The sequence below is a fragment of the Hoeflea algicola genome, from assembly GCF_026619415.1.
In the GTDB taxonomy this organism is placed as follows: Bacteria; Pseudomonadota; Alphaproteobacteria; order Rhizobiales; family Rhizobiaceae; genus Hoeflea; species Hoeflea algicola.
On record NZ_JAOVZR010000001.1, the window covers coordinates 4,226,202 to 4,251,356 of the forward strand.

Below are 25,155 nucleotides of genomic sequence, written 5' to 3' on the forward strand. Positions count from 1 at the left end.
GGACGCCAAGTAGGGGAAAGACCTCAATGGCACGTAGCAGTTCTTGTTTTCAGTGCCATCATACCAATTTTGAAACGCGGTAATGGCACGTGCCGCACGGCCAAAATATCCATCACATGTCGGGGGGCAATCGTCCCTACGGCAGCTTTCCGGCCCTGAAGCTTGCGTGCGGTGACATGAAAGGTATTGCCATAGCTCCCGCCGCGAACCTCGATTTCCGAAAAACCCGCACTTGATAAAATCAGATGTATGGAACGGGTTGTGAACATGTTCACATGCTGGTGCTCGAACTGCGATATATCCCCCAGTTCAATGGATTGGGTGGAATTCGTCGTTGAAAAACAGAATACGCCACCATCGGACAAGCAGGCAAAGACCTGTGCACTGAACTCGACAACATCGGGGATGTGCTCAAAAACATCATTACAATAGATGAATTCGGCGGGATTTTCGATCAAGCCTTGGCCGAAATATTCGTTTATGAGTTCGAATCCCAGCCTTTGGCTCCATTTCTTGGAGTATTCTGACGGGTCAATTCCGACCGCCCTAAATCCATTGGCCTTCAAATGCTCGATGGAAAAACCGGCTCCGCAGCCAATTTCATAAGCGATTTTTGGCGAAAAGCGTTGGACTTCACCGAGAAAAAACCGATTAACACTCGACCCATAGGTGTCCATCTGGCCGGACTCTGGATTGAGAAAACCAATGTTCTCGTTCATCTGATAAGCGCGGTTTATGTTGCCCCATTCCAGCTCGGTTGGCTGAAATCTCAGATAGTCAAATTCATGGTCGATGGTGACCCGAATAGGCAGAGTCTGATCGATATTTGGCGAACCTTCAGTGGAACCGCTCAAGCGCCAATAAAATGGCATTCTTGCAATTTCAACGCAATCGCTCGTAACAGTCCAGTGCGGCCGCATATGCAGATCCTACGGTATTGTGAGAGAAAAACTGGCCTGTATCAGTGCGCATCCCCGAAAAATATATCGGCTTGCCGCCAAACGACGACGACACTTCCTGCTCGAATTTGTCCAGAACATTCTTGTTTGCGAGTGTCGGGCTGCACAGCTTCATCGATTTTTCCAAACGGTGCGACGCAACCACAGCACAGTTCGGAAATATCCGGGAAATCTCATCGGTTATTTCGGCTGTTTCCGGTGGCTGGCCAACGGGGTGAAGAAACTCGACTGAAAGCACGCTTTGGTTATCATCGCGTCTGTCCGAGTTGTAAGCTTCATAATTGACGATTCGCGACGACTTCAAAACAGGATCATGGCATAGAAGATAATAGGCAGGGAAATCCGCCCCTATGCGGTTGTCGAGCTGGAAATAGGCGATGGACAGTTCAATTTGGTCCAATTCATCGACCAAATGCTGTGCCAGCGTATGGATCGGGGCAGCAATGATACACGCATCGCAGATTTCAGACAGAGCCACCCCGTCGCTTAACAACCGCCCGCCATCGATGCTGATCTGCTTTTCGAATTCGATCTTGATGTGTTTCTTTTCGGCCCATGCGATCACACGTTCATTGAGGTCCGTGTATTCAGCCTTGAAAACCAGCCCGACCCGGTCACCATATACTTTCCCGAACGGCTCGGTTTGCAGCGGATTTGCAACAACCTGATCCAGCCATGGGTCTTGCTTCAGACTATCCGCCTGCCGTTTATCGCACACCACCATTCTTCGAAGATCATAGAAGCAGTGCAAAGCCTGTTTGGTAAGGTTTTCAGCCTTTGAATGCCAAAGTTTTTCGAGTGTTGGAATGGTGACATCAAGCGCAGCGGTACGCCCAAACCTGCGAATGGCTTCATCCCGCGCACTTACGGCTCGATCTTCCGAACCGTTTTCCGCACACATCTCAATCAGAATTCGTTCCAGATCCGGATGATGCCTGACATCGGGATACACGCTGCTGAAATTGTTCATCCCGAAATTATTGCTGGCGCCAAGGTCGACGTTCACGCCCTCAAGCAACTCGAAAACTTCTGCCCCAAAAATTTCGCACAGATATGCATATTGATCGTGACTGACGTAAATCACGTGCATTCCCAGTTCTTGCCGGCCAAACGGCGTGTCAATCTTGTTGTAAAGACCGGTTACAGAGCGCCCCCGTTCGAACAATGTGACATTCATCTGTCGGTCGGCTAATGCCGCAGCGGACACCAGGCCGCCGATGGAAGCGCCTACAATACCCACGGTCTTTTTGTTCGTCCGCATTATTCAGGAGCCCAACTTAAACCAGCTTATTTGTGGGCAGAACGCCACACGGTTCAGCGATAGATTGTTTAATCCAAATACTTCGGCCAGCGCCTTGGTCTCTCCGGGCCACATCGCCTGGTTGATTTCTTCAAGCACAACAATGCTGCCCTGGGTCAATCTGGGCTTGATCTTCCGCATCAACTCCACCGTTGGGCCGTAGAGCCCAAGTCCAAAATTGGCGAGCGATATCACTGTTTCGGGATGTTCATCCAAATAGCTATCGAAACTGTCCGGCAACGCTCCAGTGACAATTGAACCCTTTGGCATATGGCCTAGCGGCCGGTTAAGATCCATCAGGTCTATTCCGTTGCGAATTTCATCTTCACCTGAGAAAGCCATGCCGCCCGGTTTTTTCAATTCAATCGTCTCATCAGATCGGTTTTCATCAAATTCACCGATGTCAGAGAACCCTTCAAAGGAATCAAAACCGATGATTTTTCTGGTATGATTGTAAGGTTCATATATGGCGCTCAATTGTTGCCATGCGAAGAATGAAGACCCTCGATAGACCCCGAAATCACAGACAGAACCGTGGATATCCAGGATCTCCTTGAAAATCTCGTGCCTTGCCAAAAAATGCCCTAAGGATTGCCTCGGTATATACCGGCAAAAAGCGTGCATTTTTTCACTGAAACTTCCGCTTGATTTTTGGAAGTAGTTTCCAATGTCAGAAAAATATTTCTTTTCATCCTCGCGATAATTATTGGAATTTGACTGCTCCAATTTGAATTCCTTCTGGCGCAATTGTCGAGAATATCCGAATTTACTTCAGAAGAGCTCGACAATAGCTATTGGTGACAATTTGACGCTTGGTACCGTTTCGCAAATACACATTTCAACCCGGTGACGCCGTCCTGTCGGGCCATGACCGCGCCGATGATGGCGTGAATACCGGTCTGCACCGCCCCGTTGTCCCGGCGGTGGTAAAATCCCTTGATGACGATAAAACCGTTTCGGGTAAATTCGTTCACTGGGTCTTGACCCAACTGCATCTCGGGGATCCTCTAGAAGTTCCCTTGACGTGGTGACGCCAGCGGAATGTGTGTCAAGCGTCGTTCAGGCGGCTTTCAAGCAAGTGAACAGGGAACAGCATGCCGTCAAGCAGCTTGTAGTACTCGCCGGCAGTCTGGGCGTTGCCGATCGCCATGTCGAAATACAGATGCCCCTCGGCGTGTCCCATGAACCTGGGCACCTCGGCGCGGTAGCGGAAGACCGGGTTGAACTGCTTTAGCGCCTTGGGTCCGCGCCAGGCCTTGATGGCGGCTGCATACCCGGCTTTCTTCGCATCGAACCGTGCACGGTCTCCCTGGTTTTCGCAGTCTCCGGCGCAGGCTTTGATGAAACCTTCTTCCCACCCGTTCAGCTCGATGCCGTAGCGCTGCTTGAACGATTCGATCGTGTGCACGATAGACGCAGTAATTCCGAGCTCGATCGGGAACGGAAAGTTGGCGACCTCCAGTTCATCCTCATTTTCCTCGCGCACGGTCTTGAGGCGTTCCAGGCCGACCGCATAGTCCCGCAGGCCGGCAGTGTTGGAAGCCTTGCACGCTCCGAACACCGACAGCGGTCGTTCCCAATAAATGCAGGCATCGGCCATCATTACCGTTTTACAGATGCTGTCATAGTCGGGATTGGCATTCTCGAAGTACCGGTTCGAGAAGGCATCGCGGATTCTGTTCAGCAGCTCTTTCTTGAGTGCGCCGTGATAGATGCCGAACGGGCAGGCCGGCCGGTCCTTGGCGTCTTCCCAGAAGAAAATCTTGCGCATCAGATCCTTCTTTTCCATGTGGATCAGATGACTTCCGGTCGGTACCGTGGTGATTTCGCGGTCAGTCCTTGCATCGGGCCAGATGAAATAGCTTCGACCCCAGGTGAAGGCATCGACATGGGGCACGCGTGCACTGGTCACGCGCAGCGCTTCGCACAGTTCTGGATCCAGATAGTCATCATCACCGATGAAGCTGACCCACTCGCCGCGCGCATGCTGCGGCATCCGTTCCCAGTTGTCTTGCATCGAGAGCGGCTCTTGCTCAGGAGATAACAGCCGCAACCGGCTGTCTCCAGTACTCTCGACAAATTCCGCCAAGGGCGCCGCGTTGTCTGAATTGTCCCCGATCAGGATTTCGAAATCCTGCCGCGTGGAGGCCAGCATGTGACGTGCCGCATTCATCGCATAGTGCTGGCGGTTGCGCGTCGGGATGCAGATCGTCAATCGGGTCATCGCGCAAAGGTCCGTGTGCCGGAAGCCACAAGTTCGGCGGGCAGAATCATATGCTCGCTGTGACGGTAAAATTCAGCCGGCGTCTGCGACGGCACCGCGTCTTCGCGGATGTAGAGGTTTTCCCTCAGAACACCCGACAGTTCATTGACCGGACGGTCCCCCCAGAAGGGAGCGGGTTTGAAATGATCCCGCCATTTTCCGTCCTCCCAGATGTCAAACCCCCGTTCGAAATAGGCTGTCTTGAGTTTGTATATTTCCTCGTCGGTGGTGCGATCGCACTCGTCCATCGCCGCACGCGCAAAGTTCTCCGGGAACCCTGTCAAATCCACGCCATAGGTTCGGCAAAACCAGGATGTCGTTGAAGCGATGGCTGCGCAAAACGATGCGCCTTTGTTGCTGATCGGAAAGGGAAATATGGGGTCATCCATATCGACCTTGCCAGCCGCTTCGATTTTGAAAACCTTGGTGCGCTCGGCCATGACCTTTTGCGACCTGGTGCCTGCTGAGTTTGAAGCTGCGCAGGCGCCAAGAACCGAAAACGGGCGTTGACAGTAAATCAGCTTCCGGGCTTGGTGAATGACCTTGCAGGAATTCTCGAAATCGACATTGGGATGTTCGAAATAGCGTCCGCCAAATTTGCGCTTGATGCGATCCATCAGCGATCTGCGGACGGCACCGTGATAGATGCCGAAACCTATCGCCGGGCGGTGTTTGCCTTCGCTCCAGCGGTACAGTCGGTTCTGAACATCGGATTTCGGCGCCACTATGGTGCCGTGGTTGATCGGGAGCACGGAGAGCGCCGGGTTCGGCCTGTTGTCCGGCCAGTTGAAGTTCATTCGCCCCCAACTGACGGCATCCGCATCCGAGTAGAGATGTTCGTAGTGCTTGAGCAGCAACACCAGCTTCGGATCGAGGTAATCATCATCGCCGATGACGGTGATCCAGCGCCCCTTGGTTTCGCCGAGCAACCGTTCCCAGTTGTCGACCATTGGCAACACCCTGTCTTCAGGGCCGATCAGGCGAAAGCGCGGATCGTCGAAATCATGCGCGAAGAAATCAGCCAGCACTGAACTGTCGTCGGAGTTGTCGCCGACAATGACTTCGAATTCCGTGCCGTCGCTGGCTGCGATCGCGCGGATCGTCTCGATGCAATAGCGTTGCCTGTTGCGGGTGGGCAGGCAAATGGAAAGTTGGGTCATTATATTTCTTCGCATGAGGCCTTTTGCGTAAACCACAGTGTCAGTCCAACCTTGCCCGATGCTTGCCTGAGGAACCGCACGGATTGGCAACCCAGGTCAAAAAGCGTGCATTGATGGCTGGATTCCGCGGCAAAATCCTGCTCGATTGCACCTGCCCGACCCAAAACCTCCGGAGAGCCTCATGAAGATCAAGGACGTCCAGACCTTTGTTGTCGCCAATCCGCCACCACAGACCGGCGGACGCTATTTCCTGTTCGTCAAACTGGTCACCGATGGCGGGGTGGTGGGCTATGGCGAAGCTTATGACGCGGCGTTCGATCCGCATCTGACCGCCCGGTTGATCGAGGATGTGGCATCGCGCTATCTGGTCGGACGCGATCCCCATGACGTTGAGAATTTCTTCAGGCTCTGCTATTCCTCCGGGTTCTCGCAGCGGCCGGACATGACCATGATGGCCTGCTGCTCGGCGCTCGAAATCGCCTGCTGGGACATCATCGGCAAGGAAGCCGGCCAGCCGGTGCACAAGCTGCTCGGCGGACGGGTGCATGAAGGGCTTCGCTCCTACACCTATCTCTATCCGGACTCGGGCAATGTCTATCCGGTGGATATGGAAGGCGGCTCCAACGTCTACAACGACCCAGATCTGGCTGCCGGCGCAGCCCTTGAGGCGGTGCGTCAGGGCTTTACCGCGGTCAAGTTTGATCCAGCCGGCCCCTACCGCGTCCAAGGCGGACACCAGCCACTGCTCACCGATATCGATCTCTGCGCACGCATGGTCCGCGCCGTGCGCGAAGCTGTTGGCACGCGCGCTGACATCCTGTTTGGCACTCACGGCCAGTTCACTGCAGCCGGCGCCATCCGTATGGCCCGCGCCATCGAGGCGGCTGATCCGCTGTGGTTCGAGGAACCGGTGCCGCCCGACCAGATCGCCGCCATGGCCGAAGTCGCGCGCGCCACCTCAATTCCTGTCGCCACCGGCGAACGGCTGGTCACCAAGCACGAATTCGCACGCGTGATCGAAGCCCGCGCTGCGGCCATCCTGCAGCCCAATCTCGGTCGCTCCGGCGGGCTTTTGGAAACCAAGAAGATCGCCGGCATGGCCGAGGCCTTCGGCATTCAGATCGCGCCGCATTGCTATTGCGGCCCGCTGGTTGCCGCCGCCAACATCCAGCTTGCTGCCACGCTGCCGAATTTCCTCGTGCTGGAATCGATCAAGACCTGGGACGGATTTCATGCTGAATTGCTCAAGAAGAAGATCGAGTGGGACGACGGTTATGTGATTCCGTCGAGCGAACCCGGGATCGGCGTCGAGCTCGATGAGCAGGTCTGCGAAGCCAATCCGTGGAGTGGCGATACGCTGCATCTGGAAATGACCCGCGAGCCGATCCGGTTCTGAGTACAGTCAAAGCGGTGAGGGGCAGTGTTAGGTGATGCTGCCCTTGTCCCAATCCGGATCGTCGAAACTCTGGATTTCGACGCGGTAGCCGTCGGGTGAATGAAACAGCGAGCTGTAGACGCCGAACTCGGCGCTGTGCGCCGGACCGCTGACATAGGTCACGCCCTTGGCTTCCAGAAAGTCGCGCCAGCCGTCGACATCCGGCGAGACGATCGTCAATGTCACGCCGGCGGTCCCTTGCGGACGATCAGGCAGATTGCACACGCCGATATAACTCAGCGGTGTCAGCCGGTAGATGTGGCAGGCGCCCTGATCGACCACGAAATCGAGCTCCATCACATCACGCAGGAAGGCCGAGGCGCGCGGCAGATCGTCGGTGTAGGTAAATACGATGGAATGGCTGATCGGTGGACGTGGCATGGCGATGGCTCCTTGCTTCTGGCGGGCAAGCTTGCGCAAGGCATCGCGATTCGCGCAAGCGGTGGGCGCGGTTTCAACAGCCAAGTTCGAGCTGCGGCTTGACCATCTGCCGCCTGATCGGGCAAACCGCTGCACGAGACCATGGGGCGGGCCTTCGCTCCACTTTCAAGGAAAGCGCCATGACCCGTCCCGTGTTGATTGCCCCCTCGATCCTGTCCGCCGATTTCTCGCGGCTGGGCGATGATATTGAAGGCGTCATGCGCGCCGGCGCCGACTGGATCCATCTCGATGTGATGGACGGCCACTTCGTTCCCAACATCACTTTTGGCCCCGGTATCGTCAAAGCGGTGCGGCCGCGCACCACGGCCGTGTTCGATTGCCACCTGATGATCGAGCCCTGCGACCTCTATCTCGAAGCTTTTGCTGAAGCCGGCTGCGACATCATTACCGTCCATGCCGAAGCCACCAAGCATCTCGACCGGTCGCTGCAAGCGATCCGCTCGCTCGGCAAGAAAGCCGGTGTATCGCTCAATCCTTCGACGCCGGAAAGCGTCATTGAATATGTGCTCGACCGGCTCGATCTGGTGCTGCTGATGACCGTCAACCCGGGCTTTGGCGGCCAGGCATTCATCCCCTCCGTGGTCGACAAGGTGGCGCGGGTGAAAAAGATGATCGGCGACCGGCCGATCCACATCGAGATCGATGGCGGGGTTACACCCCATACCGCGCCGCTGGTCGCTGCCGCCGGCGCCGATGTGCTGGTCGCAGGTTCCGCCGTCTTCAAGGGCGCAGGCCAAGCCGACTGGGCCAAAAACATCACGGCCATCCGGGCTGCCGCGCAAAACGCGTGATCCCGCCGGATAGCGGCTCGGTCAACGTAAAAGCCCCCGGCGGAAACCGGGGGCTTTTTCAGGTCCGCTTGCGTCGATCTCAGTCGTCGAGATTTTCGGGCAGCACCAGGTTTAGCACGATGGCGATTGCCGCTGCCGGCAGCAGGCCGCTGGTGAGCAGGATCTGGGCGGTCTTGCCCACGTGCTGCAGTGCTTCAGGCACCAGTTGCAGCCCGAAACCGACCGACAGCGCGGTCGCGAAAATCACCATGTTGCGGCGGTTCCAGTTGACGTCCGAGAGCATGTTGACCCCGGCGGCACAGACCATGCCGAACATCACGATCACGCCGCCGCCCAGCACGTTGATCGGGATGGTGTTGATCAGCGCTCCGATTTTCGGGATGAAACCGCAGACAATCAGGAACAGCGCGCCGATGGTGACCACATGCCGGCTCATCACGCCGGTCATGGCGATCAGCCCGACATTTTGTGAAAACGAGGTATTGGGAAGGCTGCCGAATACACCGGCGATTGCGGTGCCCAACCCGTCAGCGAAGGTGGCACCTTCGATTTCCTTGTCGGTCGCTTCACGGCCGGCACCGCCCTTGGTGATACCCGAGGTGTCGCCGACGGTCTCGATGGCCGAAACGATGGCCATGAAGCACATCCCCAGGACGATGGCGAAATTGAACTCGAAGCCCCATTTGAACGGAATCGGCGGCGCAAAATAGCTGGCCTTGGCCAGATTTCCGAAGCTCACCTGGCCCATTAACAGGGCCACCACGTAACCGGCGATGATGCCGATCAGCACGGCGGCGACCGCGGCAAAGCCGCGAGCGAAGAACTTGATTGCAAGGGTGACAACGATGACCACCAGCGCCGGGCCCCACATCGCCAGGCTGCCGAAATCGGGCGTGCCCATTTTCGGCACCCCGCCGGCTGCGTATTGGACGCCAACCTCGACCAGTGCCAGCCCGATCATCAGCACGATCAACCCGGTCACCAGTGGCGGCAGCGCATAGCGGATCCGCCCGACCACAAAACCCAGGCAGAAATGGAACATGCCGCCGATCATCACGCCGGTCATCAACCCGGCCAGGCCATTGACACCGAGGCCTGCGACGGCCGGGATCATGATCGGCACAAAAGCAAAGCTGGTGCCCTGCACGATCGGCAACCGGGCGCCGATCGGCCCCATGCCGATGGTCTGCAGCAGTGTGGCGATACCTGCAAACAGGATCGACATCTGGATCATGTAGGTCATGTCGGGAAAACCGAGCGCGCCCTGATCCGATCCGAAGCCGATGCCGGCGGCCCCGGCGATGATGATCGCCGGTGTGACATTGGAGACAAACATGGCCAGCACATGCTGGATGCCGAGCGGCACAGCCTTTGCCAGTGGTGGTGTGTAATTTGGGTCGCGCAATTGTTCCGCGGTGCCCAGCGATGTATCGGCCATGGCCGTTTCCTCTTCCCTCAGGGGCGCTATCAACGCCGGATCGCGGCCCCCCATTGCCCCGATCCCCGCCTCTCTGCCGGGCACTGCGCAATCGCAACGCACCTGCATTCCGACATCCTACCTGATGTCGCCTCCCGGCGCCGCCCCTCCCGGGCGAATGCTGGAGTATGCTGATCGTAACCCGGAAAAATCCTTTTCAGTTTCAAATTTTTCCCGAAGATGTTGAGGCCGCGACCCGCTCTATCTCCACCCGCGCTCCCTTGATCACGTGGTCGATGAACAGTTTCACCTTCGGGTCCTGCAGCCGTTTGTGCGGGTACAGGCAGGAAAACGGCTGCGGCACCGGCGGCGTTGCGGTTGCCACCTCGATCAGGGCACCGGAATCCAGATGCGCGGACACGTCATACCGGGTCTTGCTGGCGATGCCGCAATCGGCCAGCGCCCAAGCGGTAAGCACATCTCCATCGTCGCTTTCCAGTGAACCCTCGGGATGAAAGCCACGGGTTTCGCCGCCGACCACCAGATTCCAGAAGAATTCGGTGGCACCTGGATAGCGCAGCAACAGGCATTTGTGTCTGTTTGACAGAATGTCGTCGCCGCTTTCGGGCATGCCATGGCTCTTGACGTAACCGGGGGAGGCGACCAGCGCCCGCTGAAAATCATGGATCGCGCGAACCCGCAGATCCGAATCGGGAAGCGGGCCGAGCACGAAGGCGGCATCGAGCCCCTCCTGGGCGATGTCGACCTTGCGGTCCGACAGTCTGAGCCGGACATTGATGTCGGGATATTCCGCCTTGAACGCCGGAATCAGCGGCGCCACCAGTTTCTTGCCGAGCGCCAGTGGCGCCGAGATGAACAGCGTGCCCTTGGGATGCTCGGTGATCTCGGCAATCCCGCCCTCTACCTCGCGGATGGTGTCGAGGATCTTGATCGCGCCCTTGTAGAACAATTCGCCATGCGCGGTGGCGCGCAAGCTGCGGGTGGTGCGGTTGAACAGCCGCACGCCGAGGCTTTTTTCCAGGTCCGATATCCGGCTCGACGAGACCGCTGCGGAAACCCGCAGGTCGCGCGCCGCAGCCGACATGCTGCCCAACTCGTATACCCGCACAAATGTCCTGAGCATGTCCACATAGGCCATGATCGCTCTCCCCCTACTCATTTAACCGATGCGTCCGAATGCCCCAATGCATCAGCCAGACACCTCATCAATCCACAATCTCAACGAGGTTCGGGCCGCGCAAATATTGGTGCGACCGTCCGATTGTCTGGAAAAACCAGAAAGCCGGAAAGATTTCCTCTTCGGCGATGCTAATCCCGCAAAATGGCGGACGCAATCAATCGTTTTGCTAACCGTGTCGTTTCAGCCGGACCAACGCCAGATCCAGTGCCGAAAGGAAACGCGAGCGGTCGGTGCGCGAAAACGCAGCCGGTCCGCCGACCTGCGCGCCACCGGCTCTCAGGTCGGCCATGATCGACCGGGTTGCCACAGCCATGCCGATCGAATCATGGGTAAAGGGCTTGCCTATCGGGCTCAGCACTGCCGCGGCATCCGCCTTCAGGCAGCGCTCGGCGAGCAGGATATCGGCGGTCACGACCACCGACCGCGCCGTCACATGCTCGACGATCCGGTCATCCGCGGCGTCGAACTTGCCCGGCACTATCTCGCGCTCCACCAGCGGATCGTCTTCGATCCGGATGAAGCTGTTTGAGATGAAGGTCACCTTGATGCCGTGGCGAAGCGCGACCTTGACGCATTGCTCGCGCACCGGACAGGCGTCGGCATCAACAAGCAGATGGATTGGCGGCGTATCGAGTGGCGGAGTGTCTGGGGCGTCCTGGGTCATGGCTGTGCCATACCCCGGGACGCCGCTTTCGCCAAGTAGGGTGGCGCCACGCAATTCTTCTAGACGGTTATGCCGGTTCGGCGGCGCGCTGCAACATGCCGAACAGATCGCGCGGGTCGTCGGGGTCGGCGATCATGTCGAGTTGCTGGAAGTGGCCGGTCTTGAGCGCCCGGTCATAGACATATTTGAGCGCCGAGAAATCCTCGATCGCAAAGCCGACACCGTCAAACAGGGTGATCTGCTTGGCCGAGCGCCGGCCCGGCTTTTCACCATTGATCACCTGCCACAGCTCGGTCACCGGGTGATCCTTGGCCATCTGCTGGATTTCGCCTTCGATCCGGGTCTGTGGGGGGTATTCGACAAAGATCTCGGAGCGCAGCAGGATGTCCTTGTGCAGCTCGGTCTTGCCGGGGCAATCGCCGCCGATGGCGTTGATGTGGACGCCTTCGCCGATCATGTTGTCGGTCAGGATTGTCGCATATTGCTTGTCGGCGGTGCAGGTGGTGACAACCTGTGCGCCTTCCATGGCTTCCTGGGACGAGCGGCAGGAGACCACCTTGAGCCCGGTTTTGGCCAGGTTGCGGGCACATTTTGCGGTCGCGCTCGGGTCAATGTCGTAGAGCCGGACTTCCTCGATGCCGACCACCGCCTTGAGCGCCAGCGCCTGGAATTCCGATTGCGCGCCATTGCCGATGATCGCCATCACCTTCGATCCCTTGGGGGCCAGATGCCGGGTTGCCATCGCCGAGGTTGCCGCGGTTCTCAGCGCCGTAAGCACCGTCATCTCCGACAACAGCACCGGGTACCCCGACGAGACCTGCGCCAGTAGCCCGAACGCCGTTACCGTCTGCAGACCCTGCTTGGTGTTGGTCGGGTGGCCGTTGACATATTTGAAGCCGTAGAGCTCGCCGTCCGAGGTCGGCATCAGTTCGATCACCCCGACATCGGAATGGCTGCCCACCCGCGGCGTCTTGTCAAACAGCGGCCAGCGGGTGAAATCGTGCTCGATCGCGTCGGTCAGTTCCTTGAGAACCGTTTCGACGCCGATGCTGTGCACCAGCCGCATCATGTTTTCGACACTGATGAAGGGGACGTAAGCGAGATTTGATGGGGGTGTCATGCTAACTCTCCATGGTAATGTACGGTGGCCGCGCGCGGCATCAGGTGAATGCCGGCGATCATGCAGCGGACCGATCCGCCGGCCGGTTTGATTGTCGACACCGCGAGCAGCATCAGATGCTCCTGTTGGCGCGGTCGAACACCTTGCGGCCCATCAGGCTCGCCGTCAGGTCGACCATCAGCCGTGCGGTGCGACCGCGTTCGTCGAGAAACGGATTGAGCTCGACCAGATCGAGCGAACTGACGAGGCCTGATTCATGCAGCATTTCCATCACCAGATGGCCTTCCCGGAAAGTGGCCCCGCCGGGCACGGTGGTGCCGACCGCGGGCGCGATCGAGGGATCGAGAAAATCGACATCGAGCGAGACATGCAGCAAGCCATTGGCGGCGCGGACCTGCTCCAAAAACCCGCGCAGCGGCGCCACGAAACCACGTTCGTCGAGTTCGCGCATGTCGACCGGTGTCAGCCCATGTGCATGCAGCGCCTTGCGTTCATCCGGATCAACCGAGCGAATACCGAACAGGCAGATCCGTTCGACCGGCACCGGATCGGGAAACGGTGGAAAGGCGTCGAAATCGCCGAGTCCGGCAATATAGGCCATCGGCGTGCCGTGCAGGTTGCCCGAGCGGGTTGTCATCGGCGTATGGAAATCGCTGTGGGCATCTAGCCACAGCACGAACAGTGGCCGCTGCTGCTGCTTGGCATGAGCTGCGACGCCGGCAACCGTGCCAAGCGCCAGGCTATGATCACCGCCAAGAAAAATCGGAAATCCGGCGCTTGCGGCCTCCTGGGCGGCTTTTGACAGGGCCTGTGTCCAGGCGATCGCTTCTGCCAGCGAATGCACCGCCGGGTTGGCACTGATTGCGGCTTCTGGCCGGCGCGGCACGACATCGCCGCGGTCGCTGACCGAACAGCCAAGCTCCTCGAGCGTCGAAGCCAGGCCGGCGACCCGGTAGGACGCGGGTCCCATCAGGCAGCCGGGGTTGGATTGTCCGCTGTCCACTGGCGCGCCAACAAGAATGCAGTTCTGACTCATCGGTATCTCCTTGAAGCCGATTCCTCGCAGAGCCTGATGGCGGTTTGAATTGGAGATATTGCCAATTTGTGGGCCGAACCAGCACTTGCGTCAGTCCGATCTTCCATATTGGAACATGCGGTCCGGGGAATGTCCGGAATAATCGTTGTTGACGAACTGATCGGGCTTCAAAACATATCGATTGAACAAAAATCGTGGATGATTATGATCAAATCGAAACATCAATAAACCAAAACGGTAAGGCGCCATGGCAACATTGGATGATACCGATATTCGGCTGATAGCGGCGCTCCGGCGCGACGGGCGCGCCTCCATTTCCGATCTGGCCGCGCGGCTGAAGATTGCCCGGGCCACGGTGCGCAGCCGCATCGAGCGGCTGATGGCTAGCGGCGAGATTGCCGGATTTTCGGTGTTGACCAAGGCCGATGTTACCGCCGCTCCGGTCCGGGGGCTGACCTTGATCTGCATCGAGGGGCGGGGAACCGAACGGGTTATCGCCCAGTTGCAGGGCATGCCGGCGGTGCAGGCAATTCATTCCACCAATGGCCGTTGGGATCTGATCATCGAGCTTGCCACCGACACCCTGCAGGAGCTTGACGACACGCTGGTGCGGATCCGCAAGTTCGATGGTATCACCTCAAGCGAAACCAACCTGATCCTGTCGTCACGGCGGCCGTCAACCCGGCGGTAGTGGTGTTGCCCCCGCTGATGCGGAGCCGGGTCCGGATTGGCTTGCTGATGGAACGATTGATCTGTTGTCGCATTGATGCACAGGACGGCGTGATGCCGTCTATCGACGAATTTCGATTTTATGCAAAGGATGGCGACAATGGCGCATCAGGACACGAAAGCTGACATTCAGAAGATTCTGGATAACGACAAGCTCTCGATCAGCGAACGGATCGAGAAGCTCGAAACCATGCGCGAAAATGCGCGGGCGGAAATGCGCGCTGGCAGCGAAAGCGCCATGGTTGATGACAACGAGATTGGAGATGATCTCAAGCTGCTTGATCAGACGCTGGAAGACCTGGCTGCTGAACCTGTTTCAATCGAGGACACCGGCGCCGCCACGCTCTGATTGTGGCAATGCCATCTGATCCGAGGTTCCACAAGCTGGAGTCCTCGGATATGAGAAGGATCGACGGTTTCGTCAGAACATTTATGACGCGTCCGGCAAACCGGCGCCCATGACATGACGCGGCTCAAAAGCCGATGTCGAACCGCCGCAATACGCCGAATGAAAGCGTATACTGGTCTTTGGAGCCTTGGGCGGTGATCGGTGACTTGGCTGCGTCGCCGGTGAGCCGCGACCAGCCGGCACCGGCTTCCACGGCCCAATAATCATCAAACTGGTAACGCAAGCCCGCCTCCAGACCGGCGCTGATCAGCCCGCCGCCTACATTGGTTGCGGGAAACAAGCCCGAGGCCTCCGACGCGGTGACACCGAAATAGGTGTTGGCGAATTTGCTGTCGCCAAAATTCAGACGCGGGCCGCCGTGGAAAGTCAGTTGCTCATTGGCCTTGTAGATCACATCCGCACCGAGTTCGCCCCGAAAGCCCTCATGACCGCCAAAGCCGCGCCGCACGGCGCCCATAACCCGAAAATTCGCGGTCTGATATTTTGCGGCTATGCCGAGCTCGACCGCGGTGTCGATCGCCGTCAATCCCACCAGTTCCGGGGAATGCTTGACCGAGCGTTCGCCGATTACATCGATTGACGGGCTCAGCGAAAAGCCCTCATCCGAGCCGTCGCCGATAGAAAAACCGTTGGGCAGTTCCAGCCGCTTCAGACGAAACAGTGGCACCGGTGAAAGTACCAGATTGCTTGCACCGAAATAGCGCGGCGTCATCTTGCCGGCAACACCCAGTTCAAACGAGATACCGGGGCCGCTTACGTCAGAAGCCTGGGCCTGCGGGACGACGGCAAAGGCGGCGGCGGCAAGTGTTGCTGCCAGGTAGCTGGGTGCATTTCTCATGAAGGTTTCCCGGTGACAGATCATTTAAGGCTTCCGACACCATAATATCTAGCAGTTAACAACCCACCACAGCAAATGATCCTGTCTAACCGTTAGTGATTGTCGTGGTTCTTGTGACCGCATCAGCTCGTGACCACAGGCCCGGATTCAGCGCTATCCCGTGGCCCGCGCTCTCGTTGAGTGATATCATGCCGCCTTCCACCTGCGGAAGTCCTGTTGCCAGTTCGCGATACCAGCCGGTGTAGAAGGCCCGCACCGATTCCTGTAGCAGCGCATTTTTCAGATGCATCGAGAGATGGCATGATGCGGCATAGACCACCGGACCTGTACAATCATGCGGCGCTACCGGCACCTTGTAGGCTTCGGCCATTCCGGCGATCTTGCGCGCTTCGGTAATTCCGCCACACCATGAAAGGTCGAGCATGACGACCCCGGCCACGCCGGTTTCGAGATAATCCCTGAAGGCCGCAGTGCCGTTGAGCGTCTCCGAGGCGCAGATCCACGTGTCGCACGCGGTGGCGTAATTCTTGAGATCGGCGGGCGTGTCGAGTCGGAACGGGTCTTCGTGCCAGTAGGTCTTGAACGGGGCGAGTTCGCGGGCGAGCCTTTTGGCCATGGGCAGTGACCAGAGCGAATGAAACTCCACCATGATGTCCATCTGATCGCCAACCGCTTCCCGTATCTGTTCGAAGGGCCGCAATGCCTGACGCAGTTCATCTGGCGTGATGTCGAGCCCGCTACTGCGCTCCGCAGCGATGTCGAAGGGCCAGATCTTCATCGCGGTGATGCCCTGATCGAGCAGTGAGCGGGCAAGCGCGCCGGCATCCGACAGGAATGCTTCCAGGTCCTCATAAGGGCCGTCGGTCTCGCCGGCATGCCAGTTCGCGACCGATTGGGCGCGCGCATCGCGCACATATTTGTAACCGGCACAGGTGTTGTAGGTGCGAATCCGGTCACGCGACCGCCCACCCAGCATGTCGGCCAGCGGACGGTCGTGGGCCTTTGCGAACAGATCCCACAGCGCGATATCGATGGCCGAATAGGACCGGGTCTCGACCCCCGCACCACGCCAACCGATATAGTCATTCAGCGAGTTAACCCGCGCCTGCAGATGCAGCGGATTTGTGCCCAGCAGCTTTGGCGCACACCAGTCGTGAAGATAGGCTTCTACGGCCGACGCGCCAAAGAAGGTTTCTCCAAGGCCTGTTACGCCTTCATCTGTCTCAATCGTGACCCAGATCAGATTGGGGAATTCCTCGAGGCGAAGAGTACGAAGGGCGGTGATCTGCATAGGTTACCTCCCCGTGATGCCCGGAAACACAATCAGGATCGCCACGGCGAGCACCTGTAGCGCGATGAACGGCACCAGCGCGCGGAAGATCGTCGCCAGCGATATCCCGGCCGGCGCCACGCTCTTGAGATAGAATGCGGCCGGCCCGAACGGCGGCGACAGGAACGAGACCTGCATGTTCATGGCAAACAACACGCCGAACCACACCGGATCATAGCCGAGCTTGATGATGATCGGCACGAAGATCGGCATTGTCAGCAGCGCAATTCCGACCCAGTCAAGAAACATCCCGAGCACGAACAGGATCGCCATCATGAACAACAGGATGATGGTCGGATTTTCGGATATGCCGGTGATCATGTCGGAAACGAACTTGATCCCGCCCATCAGGTTGAATACGCCGACCAGCGCGCTGGCGCCGATGCCAATCCAGACGATCATGCCGACGGTCTGCAGCGTTTGCAGCGCCGCCCCCTTCATCAGTGCGATGGTGAGTTCACCGCGGATGAGGGTGGAGACAATAACGCCGGCAACGCCGACGGCCGAGGCTTCGGTGACGCTGGCAACCCCGCCATAAATAGAGCCGAGAACGCCGGTGACGACCAGCAGCGGCAGGATCAGTCCCTTGAGCAGCCGCAGCTTTTCCGCCAGCGGCACCACGTCGTTCTGGTCGGGGACGGGCGCCAGCGCCGGGTTGAGATAGGCCCTGATCAACACATAGGCGACATAGAAGCTCGCCAGCATCAATCCGGGAATGAAGGCGGCGGTGAACAGGTCACCCACCGACACATTGGCTGTCAGCCCGTAGATGATCAAGACGATCGACGGCGGAACCATGGTGCCAAGCGCGCCACCGGCGCACACCACGCCGATTGCCAGATGCTTGTCGTAGCCAAGCCTGAGCATTTGCGGCAGTGCCACGAGACCGAGCAGCACCACTTCGCCACCGATAATCCCGCTCATCGCTGCCAGGATGACGGCCACGAAGATGGTCTGGATGGCGACCCCGCCGCGCAATCGTCCGCCGAGCAGTTTCATCGCATCGAACAGATCGCGGGCGATGCCGGATCGATCGAGAATCGCCGCCATCAGTACGAACATTGGCACCGAGACAAATACGAAGGAGGAGACAAACGAATAGACCCGGCTGGTAATCAGCGGCACCACCATCGGCCCGAACCAGCCCAGCGCAAACACCAGCGCCACAAGCAAAGTCACATAGGCCAGCGGAATGCCGGTCACCAGCAGCCCGAGCAGCATGGCGAACATCAGGAATGTGCCGTTGGCGATCCCGATATCCTGCAGCGCGCCAAAAAATTCCATTATGTGCGCTTTCTTGCGTAATTGACTGCCAGCACGATGAACTGCAAAGCCATCACCGTGAGCACGAAGAGAAGAAACAGTTTCAGCGCGCCGGGAAACACCGGGTCCCATGCGCTGCCGGAGCGTTCCAGGCGAAACGAGCCGTCCGGCCTGAATGTGGAGCGCAACACCATCAGATAGGCGGCCCAGGCAAACATCGCGCTCGCCGCCGCGCAGACGATCGAGATGATGATATCGAACACCCGCCGGATGCTTGCCGGAACGAAGTCGTAAATCAGCACCACCCTTATGTGGCTGTTTCGGGCCGTGCAGTAGAGGCCGCCATAGATGAAGGCGATGCCGCACAGAAAGATGGTGGTCTCATGCGCCCAGATGGTCGGCGCGTTGAAGACGTAGCGCAGGAAAACCTCGTTGATGAGAATTGCCATCGACGCCACGATGCCGATTGCAAACACGATGCCGCCCTTGTCGACCAACCGGCCGATCAGCCCGGCTTCGGCAATGGCGCCGGCATCGCTTCGCTCAACGGTGTCGACGGCCTTTGCCGTTTCGACCGCACTGCGATCCGGTTCGTTCATCGGGCGTCCTCCAGGCTGTGTCGGGTCGATCTGCCGTGCAGTGATACCGGCCGGAAAGTTTGCGCCATCCGGCCGGTGTCTTCATAGGCGTTGCTTACTTCATCAGGCCGTTTTCTTTGAGATAGGCGGTCAGCGTATCATAGACCTTGCGGGCATTATCTGAGCGCTCGGCCACTTTCGCCCATTCGCCGGTGGCGATGGTGCGGAACTTGGCGCGTTCATCGGCCGACCAGTCGGTGACGGTCACCTTGCCGCTGGCCTTGGCGGCTTCAACCGCTTCAAGATCCTTGGCTGCCAGCGTTGACACCTGCAACTGGGCAAACTCGGCCACACTTTCTTCCAGCGCGGTCTTGACGTCATCGGAAAGCGCGTCCCATTTTTCCTTGTTCATGGAAATCTCCACGAGCGGCATGGAGTGGAAGCCGGGATAGACCGGATTGGGCGCCACGTCGTGCAGGCCCTGTGCCTGGTTGGTCGAAAACACCGAATAGTCTGCCGCGTCGATCACGCCCTTGTCGAGCGAGGTGAACACTTCCGAGCCCGGCAGATTGACCGGAGCAGCGCCGGCAGCGGCAAACACCTGCTGCACGAGGCCTTCGGGCGCGCGCATCTTCAATCCCTTAAGATCGTCAACGCCATTGAGCAGCTTCTTGGAGACAAAAGCTTCAAGGCCCGGCGTGGTGGCGCCGATGAAGTGCAGGCCATAGGGCTCAAGCAGTTCGTTCATCAACTCGTTGCCGCCGCCCTTGGACATGAAGGTGAACATCTCATCCGGCGAAGACCAGGCGCCGACCGGGTTGGCAATCAACCCAAATGCCGGGTCCTTGCCGGCAAAATAGGACGTGTCGGTGATGTGGCCGTCGAGAATGCCGGCGGCGATCGCATCCTGGGTCTCGTTATGGGCGACAATCGATTCAACCGGTAGCAGTTCGATGGCAAGTTTGCCGCCGGTTTTTTCAGCGATGCCGGCCGCCCAGCCCTGCTGCAAAACGAAATTGGGGTTACCTGCGGGATCGGACGACTGGAACTTCAGCGTCATTTCCTGCGCCTGTGCGCCAGCGGCAAATGCGATCACCGCAAGTGTCGACAGGCCCATTTTCACGATTGATTTCAACATCTTGTTTCCTCCATTGGATTGTCGATAGGTGGTTTGGTATTGGATTTTGTTTCCGGTTCAACTCTTCTGGTTTGCCGCTTGTGCGGCGGACCAAGCGTGAACCGATCTGAGCGCCTGCTTAAATACCGTGTCAAATTCGACGGACATGTCAAATTGGGTACCTTTTTCATCGCGGTCGAGCGCCTCGAGTACAGCTAGTTGGCTATCCAGCAGCGCTTCGCCCACGAAATGGTCCCGGCGCCGGGCAAGCCGCGCGGCGATGATATGGCGATCAGCCGTCAGATGGATGAACCGTACGCCCGGCAGGGTCTTGCGAAACTGATCGCGATAGATCCGCCGCAAGGCGGAACAGGCGATCACCACGGTGTTGCCCGACTGGTCGAGCGCACGCTGTGCTGCATCCGCCACAGCCTGCAGCCATGGCTGCCGCTGTGTGTCGGTCAAGGCACCGCCAGCGGTCATGATCGTCTTGTTTTCTTTTGTGTGAAAATCATCCGCCTCGATGAATGTGGCAGGTAGTTCCGCAGCCAGACGCGAGGCCATACGGCTCTTGCCAGCACCGCAGACTCCCATGACGATGAGCACGAGCGGATTCTGAGCTTGTGCTTGTTGAAGCGGCTTCATACTGGTTCCTCCGTCGAGAACAGTATGTTAGCGCTATCATTTGTCAACAATTTTGTCTGTGCTACAATGTGAATCCAGAGGCACGTGCCGATAATCCATTGATCGGAATAGATGAATGCGCCCAAAGATTATGGATGTTGCGCGCGAGGCTGGCGTTAGCGCTATGACGGTGTCGCGAGCGTTGCGCGAGCCCGACAAAGTCTCGAAAGCAAAACTTGAGCGAATTCGCGCGGTTATCGACAAGCTCGGTTATACCCCCGATCCCGCCGCCCAGACACTTGCGGCGCGCCGCTCCAACATCATCGGCGTGATCGTGCCGTCGATTACCAATGCCGTCTTCGCCGATGTCATGAGCGGGATCTACGAATCGGCCGAAGGCACGGGCTGGCAGATCCTGCTGGGCAATTCGCGCTATTCGCCGCTCGAAGAGGAGCGGCTGGTTACAGCGTTTCTGCACCAGAAGCCGGCAGGCATCATCATCTCCGGCATTGATCAGTCGGATGCCACATCTAAACTGTTGCGATCTGCTTCCTGCCGGATCGTGCAGATCATGGAAACCGGGCCTGAGCCTTTCGACATGATGGTTGGCTTCTCCCACCTCGAAGGCGCACGCGCGGCCACACGCCATATTCTTGACGCTGGCTACACCCGGCCCGGCTTTCTGGCGGCGCGGCTTGATCCACGCACACAGCGGCGGCTCCAGGGGTTTCGTGATGTGGCTGGAGCGGCGGGCATGCTTGGTGAGCAGCGGATCATTGCAACGCCCAAGCCGTCATCGGTGACGCTGGGCGGATTGTTGATGGCGGACCTGCTTGCAAAAGCACCCGAGACCGATGCGGTGCTGTGCAACAATGACGATCTGGCGCTTGGGGCGCTGTTCGAATGTCAGCGGCGCGGCATCAATGTTCCGGCGCAGATGGGTATTTGCGGATTTAACGATCTGGAGATGATGGCGGCTGCCAATCCGGCCATCACCAGCGTCAGGACTCACCGGCTGCAAATGGGACGGATGGCGATGACGATGCTCAACGAAGCGCTGACAAAACCCGAGATTCCGGCAACAACCACCGATCTGGGTTTCGAAGTCATGATCCGCGCCAGCACGCTGCGACAGCCGTTGGCGGAAATTCAAAGCTGAGCAGGCGCTTGCGCAAGGCATCTCTGTCGCGGTTTTGCCGCAGCGGAGATCGACGATGGGCCGGCCTTTTAACTGTTCTCAAAACGTGAATCGGAGACGCTTCGGCCGTGGGCAGCACGAAGGCATACTGCTGTCAGCGGGCGGTGTGCAGTTTTCAGGTTCGGCAGGACTTACTTGCTGCCACGCCAATAGTCATTGGCGGCCGAGATGGTGGTGAAATGCGTGGCCACGACCTGGGAAACGGCAATCAATGCGCCGGCGTCTGCTTCGTAATCCTTGCGCACCTTGTCGCGCGTGGCGGCATCCGGCTGGGTCTTCTTGATCGCGATGCGGGCAAGTTTGACAGCCAGGTCATAGCCTTCACTTGGTGTCGCGGTGATCAGGGTTGGAAGCCAGTTATCCATGGTACTGTTCCTTTGGTTTTGGTGCTGCGGGGGTGTCGGGAGCGATCAGGATGCGTTCGGCATCGCCATCGAGGTCTTCAAACTGGTTGTGGCGCATGCTCCAGAAAAATGCCGCCAGCCCGGCCAGTCCAAGCGCCAGCGAGACCGGGATCAGAAACAGCGCGCCGCTCATGATCCGTTCTCCTGCCTTGCGGCTTCGGGGTCCTGGCGCATCGCCTGGAAGGCATGCCAGGTGCCGTGCCCGAGCAGCGGGAAAATCACGATCAGGCCCAAAAGCCCGGTGAGCACTGACACGGCGAAACCAATCGCAACGATGATTCCCCACGGCAATACCACCCTCAGGTTCTGCGCCGTCAGCGCGAAACTGGTGCCAAGCGCGGTGAGCGCGTCGGTGCGCTGCGACAGGAGCATCGGAATCGAGAACAGGCTGATGGCCATGGCGAAGGCGGCAAACAGCCCGCCCACTGCCGACCCGGTGAGGATCAGCGCCCAGCCACGCGGTGTCGTCAGCAATTGTGCAATCAGATGGTCAAAGCCGGGAAACGGCAGTAGCCCGAAGAACAACGCGTAGAGAAGGTCCGCGGCGCGCAGCCACAGCACCACCAGAAGGCACAGCAACAGCCCCGCGAACAGGATTTGCCCGCCCGAAGCCGGACGCACCAGAACCATGTTGATAAGCCGCACGCGCTCGCCCGCGGCGTGACGCCGGCTTTTCTCATAGAGCCCGATGGCGACAAGCGGCCCCACCACGAGAAAGCCCGACAACGCCGGAAAGATGAACGACGGCAAATCGATTGCCACCAGCGCCCAGATCACCAGCACCGAAACCAAAAACACGGTCAGCCCGTAGGCAATGCTTGAGAACGGGTTTTGGCGAAGGTCGCGCCAGCCGGCCGCCAGCCAGCCGAACGCCGCGCCGGCGGGTAGATCGCGTTTGAAACTGTAGGCCGGCGGCAGCGGTGCCTCGACGGCGGGAAGCGGTTCAAGCATCATTTTTTCCTTCAACACGCACGTTGTGCTGCCGCCCGCGACGGCTCCACCGAGACACAGCCGGGATTGGATGAAAACGCCAGCTCCACGAACTGCCAGTTAGCGGCGATGAACAGTCCGACGCCGGCTGCGACAGCAAGACCGATCGACAATTTCAGACGCAGGGCGCCGGTCATGATGCAGGCTTCGACAAGTTGACCACGTAGATTGCCAGCATCTTGATCTGTGCTTCGCTCAGCCGATCGGCCCAGCTTGGCATCTGGCCTTGCCGGCCGTTCATCAAGGTGGTGTGGATGGTGTTCTTGTCGCCGCCATAGAGCCAGTCCGCATCGGTCAGGTTCGGTGCGCCGGTGCCTTCGACACCGAGAGCATCTTCGCCATGGCAGGCAGCACAATTGTCCTGAAACAGCACTGCTCCCTCGGAGCTGTCGTCTGGCTGAACTCCATCCGACAGCGACATCACGTAGTCGGTCAGGGTCGAGATCTGCGAACGGTCCAGCATCTGGTCACGCCCGAAGGCGGGCATCTGGGCGAAATGGCTGTCTGGATGGGTGCTGTTGACACCGACGCGGATGGTCTCGGCCACTTCTTCCATGGTCCCGCCCCACAGCCAGGTGTTGTCTGACAGTTGCGGGAAGCCCGGTCCGCCGGCGCCCTCCGTGCCGTGGCAAGCCTGGCAATTCTGCCCGAACAGCGCCGCAGCCGTGGCCGTGGCCTTGGCCATCAGATCGGCATTGGACTGGATCGTATCAAAGTCCTGTGTCGCCAGCGCCGTTGTCCAGTCCGCGCGGGCCGCATCGGCGCGGGCGATGTCGGTTTCAACATCATTACGCTGGTCAATGCCGAGCAATCCCTTGGTGTAGGTCTGTCCCAAAGGCCAGGTCGGCAGCAGCACCCAGGCAACCAGCGCATAAAGATGGGTGACGATGATGAAGGCGATGACAATCCGCGGAATCGGCGTGTTCAGTTCCTTGATGCCGTTCCAGTTGTGACCGGTGGTAATATGCCCGGTGACGGGGTCGCGTTCGATTATCGACATGGCCGGTCCTCCGCTTCGAGGATCGAGCGCGCCGCGTGTTCCGCTGCGGCACGGCGCGAGGGGCGGCAAGTCAGCACTGTGACAATCACGAAGAATCCCATCAGATAGAAAAGTCCGAATGTCTTGGCGATGAATACGAGGGTATCGTGCGTCATTGTTCGGCCTGCTCCGGAGTTTGATAGGGAGCTTGGGTCATTTGCCCCAGCACCTGGAGATAGGCGACAAGCGCATCCATCTCGGTCAGGCGCTCGCCCTTGTCAAAGCTGCGAATGTTGGTCGCTTCGCCGTAGCGCTCGGCAACGCCCTCGGCCCAATCGCTGTCCGGCGAGGCCTGGCCCAGCGCATCCCGGGCGGCGTTGGCAATCATCTCGTCGGTATAGGGCACGCCGAGCCGTTGTTGCGTCGCCAGATGAGCAGGCAGGTCATCAATCGCCGCTTCGTTTTCATTAAGCCACGGATAGGCAGGCATGATTGAAGTTGGCACCACGGCGCGCGGATCTGTCAGGTGGGCGACGTGCCAGTCGTCGGAATATTTCGTGCCCAGCCGCGCCAGGTCTGGCCCGGTGCGTTTCGACCCCCAGAGCATCGGGTGATCGTATTGCGATTCAGCGGCCAGCGAATAGGGGCCGTACCGCTCCACCTCGTCGCGCAACGTGCGCACCATCTGGCTGTGGCAGGCGTAGCAGCCCTCGCGGATGTAGATGTTGCGGCCAGCCAGTTCCAGCGGCGTATAGAGCCGCATGTCGTCGGTGGTCTCGACTGTTTCATCAATGGTAAACAAGGGTGCGATCTCGATGAAGCCGCCGACGCTGGCCGCCAGGATGATGCCCAGCACCAGCCCGATCGAGTGCTTCTCGAGATTGTAGTGCAGTTTGAACAGGGACATGG

At 58.8% G+C, this 25,155-nt stretch carries 30 protein-coding genes; 5 read left to right on the plus strand and 25 right to left on the minus strand.

Annotated elements, in window-relative coordinates; translation table 11 throughout:
- Nucleotides 1-23: 23 nt before the first annotated feature.
- The 6 genes from OEG84_RS20555 to OEG84_RS20580 are packed head-to-tail and all read right to left on the minus strand — an operon-like array spanning nucleotide 24 to nucleotide 5,682.
- Nucleotides 24-920, minus strand: coding sequence for a class I SAM-dependent methyltransferase (locus tag OEG84_RS20555; protein WP_267655463.1), 897 nt, complete (start codon nucleotides 918-920; stop codon nucleotides 24-26).
- Nucleotides 883-2,199: an NAD(P)-binding protein gene (locus tag OEG84_RS20560; RefSeq protein ID WP_267655464.1), complete on the minus strand. Its 1,317-nt coding sequence runs from the start codon at nucleotides 2,197-2,199 to the stop codon at nucleotides 883-885. The genes OEG84_RS20555 and OEG84_RS20560 overlap by 38 nt, the downstream gene beginning before the upstream one ends.
- A gap of 24 nt (nucleotides 2,200-2,223) precedes the next feature.
- Nucleotides 2,224-3,006 (minus strand): hypothetical protein, encoded by a 783-nt coding sequence (locus OEG84_RS20565; RefSeq protein ID WP_267655465.1) that lies wholly within the window; start codon nucleotides 3,004-3,006, stop codon nucleotides 2,224-2,226.
- Nucleotides 3,007-3,050: 44 nt separating this feature from the next.
- Nucleotides 3,051-3,254 carry a hypothetical protein gene (locus OEG84_RS20570; RefSeq protein ID WP_267655466.1) on the minus strand — a complete coding sequence of 68 codons (204 nt, stop codon included), beginning with the start codon at nucleotides 3,252-3,254 and terminating at the stop codon, nucleotides 3,051-3,053.
- 53 nt (nucleotides 3,255-3,307) lie between these two features.
- Nucleotides 3,308-4,483 (minus strand): glycosyltransferase family 2 protein, encoded by a 1,176-nt coding sequence (locus OEG84_RS20575; protein WP_267655467.1) that lies wholly within the window; start codon nucleotides 4,481-4,483, stop codon nucleotides 3,308-3,310.
- Complete coding sequence (locus OEG84_RS20580) at nucleotides 4,480-5,682, minus strand: glycosyltransferase (RefSeq protein WP_267655468.1); 1,203 nt, start codon at nucleotides 5,680-5,682, stop codon at nucleotides 4,480-4,482. Before OEG84_RS20580 ends, OEG84_RS20575 begins: the two co-directional genes overlap by 4 nt.
- 181 nt (nucleotides 5,683-5,863) lie before the next feature.
- On the opposite strand from OEG84_RS20580, the gene OEG84_RS20585 reads away from it, so the two are divergent.
- Nucleotides 5,864-7,078 carry a mandelate racemase/muconate lactonizing enzyme family protein gene (locus OEG84_RS20585; protein WP_267655469.1) on the plus strand — a complete coding sequence of 405 codons (1,215 nt, stop codon included), beginning with the start codon at nucleotides 5,864-5,866 and terminating at the stop codon, nucleotides 7,076-7,078.
- A 27-nt stretch (nucleotides 7,079-7,105) separates the two neighbouring features.
- On the opposite strand, the gene OEG84_RS20590 is transcribed toward OEG84_RS20585, so the two are convergent.
- Nucleotides 7,106-7,498, minus strand: coding sequence for a VOC family protein (locus tag OEG84_RS20590; RefSeq protein WP_267655470.1), 393 nt, complete (start codon nucleotides 7,496-7,498; stop codon nucleotides 7,106-7,108).
- Between the two features lie 179 nt (nucleotides 7,499-7,677).
- Here OEG84_RS20590 and rpe point away from each other — a divergent pair, with 179 nt between their 5' ends.
- Entirely contained in the window at nucleotides 7,678-8,349 is a 672-nt protein-coding gene (gene rpe / locus OEG84_RS20595) for a ribulose-phosphate 3-epimerase (RefSeq protein ID WP_267655471.1), read from the plus strand.
- A gap of 79 nt (nucleotides 8,350-8,428) precedes the next feature.
- Here rpe and OEG84_RS20600 read toward each other — a convergent pair whose 3' ends face one another.
- From OEG84_RS20600 to rocF, 5 genes are all read right to left on the minus strand, one after another.
- Nucleotides 8,429-9,787, minus strand: a complete 1,359-nt coding sequence (locus tag OEG84_RS20600) for a uracil-xanthine permease family protein (RefSeq protein ID WP_267655472.1) — start codon at nucleotides 9,785-9,787, stop codon at nucleotides 8,429-8,431.
- A gap of 202 nt (nucleotides 9,788-9,989) precedes the next feature.
- Nucleotides 9,990-10,946: a LysR family transcriptional regulator gene (locus OEG84_RS20605; RefSeq protein ID WP_267655473.1), complete on the minus strand. Its 957-nt coding sequence runs from the start codon at nucleotides 10,944-10,946 to the stop codon at nucleotides 9,990-9,992.
- 187 nt (nucleotides 10,947-11,133) lie between these two features.
- Nucleotides 11,134-11,631 (minus strand): YaiI/YqxD family protein, encoded by a 498-nt coding sequence (locus OEG84_RS20610; RefSeq protein WP_267655474.1) that lies wholly within the window; start codon nucleotides 11,629-11,631, stop codon nucleotides 11,134-11,136.
- Nucleotides 11,632-11,698: 67 nt separating this feature from the next.
- Complete coding sequence (locus OEG84_RS20615; RefSeq protein WP_267655475.1) at nucleotides 11,699-12,751, minus strand: ornithine cyclodeaminase; 1,053 nt, start codon at nucleotides 12,749-12,751, stop codon at nucleotides 11,699-11,701.
- Nucleotides 12,752-12,863: 112 nt separating this feature from the next.
- Nucleotides 12,864-13,787, minus strand: a complete 924-nt coding sequence (rocF, locus tag OEG84_RS20620) for an arginase (protein ID WP_267655476.1) — start codon at nucleotides 13,785-13,787, stop codon at nucleotides 12,864-12,866.
- Between the two features lie 247 nt (nucleotides 13,788-14,034).
- Here rocF and OEG84_RS20625 point away from each other — a divergent pair, with 247 nt between their 5' ends.
- Nucleotides 14,035-14,478 (plus strand): Lrp/AsnC family transcriptional regulator, encoded by a 444-nt coding sequence (locus OEG84_RS20625; protein WP_267655477.1) that lies wholly within the window; start codon nucleotides 14,035-14,037, stop codon nucleotides 14,476-14,478.
- Between the two features lie 138 nt (nucleotides 14,479-14,616).
- Nucleotides 14,617-14,865 carry a hypothetical protein gene (locus OEG84_RS20630; RefSeq protein WP_267655478.1) on the plus strand — a complete coding sequence of 83 codons (249 nt, stop codon included), beginning with the start codon at nucleotides 14,617-14,619 and terminating at the stop codon, nucleotides 14,863-14,865.
- Nucleotides 14,866-14,989: 124 nt separating this feature from the next.
- On the opposite strand, the gene OEG84_RS20635 is transcribed toward OEG84_RS20630, so the two are convergent.
- The 6 genes from OEG84_RS20635 to OEG84_RS20660 form a co-directional block, all read right to left on the minus strand.
- Nucleotides 14,990-15,763 carry a MipA/OmpV family protein gene (locus tag OEG84_RS20635; protein ID WP_267655479.1) on the minus strand — a complete coding sequence of 258 codons (774 nt, stop codon included), beginning with the start codon at nucleotides 15,761-15,763 and terminating at the stop codon, nucleotides 14,990-14,992.
- A gap of 85 nt (nucleotides 15,764-15,848) precedes the next feature.
- A complete protein-coding gene (locus tag OEG84_RS20640) occupies nucleotides 15,849-17,054 on the minus strand; it encodes a mandelate racemase/muconate lactonizing enzyme family protein (RefSeq protein WP_267655480.1) in 1,206 nt (401 codons plus the stop codon).
- Between the two features lie 3 nt (nucleotides 17,055-17,057).
- Nucleotides 17,058-18,377 (minus strand): TRAP transporter large permease, encoded by a 1,320-nt coding sequence (locus tag OEG84_RS20645; RefSeq protein WP_267655481.1) that lies wholly within the window; start codon nucleotides 18,375-18,377, stop codon nucleotides 17,058-17,060.
- Nucleotides 18,377-18,955, minus strand: coding sequence for a TRAP transporter small permease subunit (locus OEG84_RS20650; RefSeq protein WP_267655482.1), 579 nt, complete (start codon nucleotides 18,953-18,955; stop codon nucleotides 18,377-18,379). Before OEG84_RS20650 ends, OEG84_RS20645 begins: the two co-directional genes overlap by 1 nt.
- A 94-nt stretch (nucleotides 18,956-19,049) precedes the next feature.
- On the minus strand, nucleotides 19,050-20,072 hold the full coding sequence (locus OEG84_RS20655; protein WP_267655483.1) for a TRAP transporter substrate-binding protein: 1,023 nt from the start codon (nucleotides 20,070-20,072) through the stop codon (nucleotides 19,050-19,052).
- Nucleotides 20,073-20,129: 57 nt separating this feature from the next.
- Entirely contained in the window at nucleotides 20,130-20,696 is a 567-nt protein-coding gene (locus OEG84_RS20660) for a gluconokinase (RefSeq protein WP_267655484.1), read from the minus strand.
- 115 nt (nucleotides 20,697-20,811) lie between these two features.
- Here OEG84_RS20660 and gntR point away from each other — a divergent pair, with 115 nt between their 5' ends.
- Nucleotides 20,812-21,834: an HTH-type transcriptional regulator GntR gene (gene gntR, locus OEG84_RS20665; RefSeq protein WP_267655485.1), complete on the plus strand. Its 1,023-nt coding sequence runs from the start codon at nucleotides 20,812-20,814 to the stop codon at nucleotides 21,832-21,834.
- Between the two features lie 170 nt (nucleotides 21,835-22,004).
- On the opposite strand, the gene OEG84_RS20670 is transcribed toward gntR, so the two are convergent.
- From OEG84_RS20670 to ccoO, 7 genes are read right to left on the minus strand one after another with little or no spacing between them, the layout of a single operon-like run.
- A complete protein-coding gene (locus tag OEG84_RS20670; RefSeq protein ID WP_267655486.1) occupies nucleotides 22,005-22,238 on the minus strand; it encodes a hexameric tyrosine-coordinated heme protein in 234 nt (77 codons plus the stop codon).
- The gene (gene ccoS / locus OEG84_RS20675) at nucleotides 22,231-22,410 is read right to left on the minus strand and encodes a cbb3-type cytochrome oxidase assembly protein CcoS (protein ID WP_267655487.1); all 180 of its coding nucleotides are present in this window, start codon (nucleotides 22,408-22,410) and stop codon (nucleotides 22,231-22,233) included. The genes OEG84_RS20670 and ccoS overlap by 8 nt, the downstream gene beginning before the upstream one ends.
- The gene (locus tag OEG84_RS20680; RefSeq protein ID WP_267655488.1) at nucleotides 22,407-23,228 is read right to left on the minus strand and encodes a DUF2189 domain-containing protein; all 822 of its coding nucleotides are present in this window, start codon (nucleotides 23,226-23,228) and stop codon (nucleotides 22,407-22,409) included. The genes ccoS and OEG84_RS20680 overlap by 4 nt, the downstream gene beginning before the upstream one ends.
- Nucleotides 23,229-23,239: 11 nt before the next feature.
- Nucleotides 23,240-23,404 carry a hypothetical protein gene (locus OEG84_RS20685; protein WP_267655489.1) on the minus strand — a complete coding sequence of 55 codons (165 nt, stop codon included), beginning with the start codon at nucleotides 23,402-23,404 and terminating at the stop codon, nucleotides 23,240-23,242.
- Nucleotides 23,401-24,267: a cytochrome-c oxidase, cbb3-type subunit III gene (gene ccoP, locus OEG84_RS20690; protein WP_267655490.1), complete on the minus strand. Its 867-nt coding sequence runs from the start codon at nucleotides 24,265-24,267 to the stop codon at nucleotides 23,401-23,403. The genes OEG84_RS20685 and ccoP overlap by 4 nt, the downstream gene beginning before the upstream one ends.
- Entirely contained in the window at nucleotides 24,258-24,422 is a 165-nt protein-coding gene (locus tag OEG84_RS20695) for a cbb3-type cytochrome c oxidase subunit 3 (RefSeq protein ID WP_267655491.1), read from the minus strand. The genes ccoP and OEG84_RS20695 overlap by 10 nt, the downstream gene beginning before the upstream one ends.
- Complete coding sequence (ccoO, locus tag OEG84_RS20700) at nucleotides 24,419-25,153, minus strand: cytochrome-c oxidase, cbb3-type subunit II (protein ID WP_267655492.1); 735 nt, start codon at nucleotides 25,151-25,153, stop codon at nucleotides 24,419-24,421. The genes OEG84_RS20695 and ccoO overlap by 4 nt, the downstream gene beginning before the upstream one ends.
- Nucleotides 25,154-25,155: the final 2 nt, after the last annotated feature.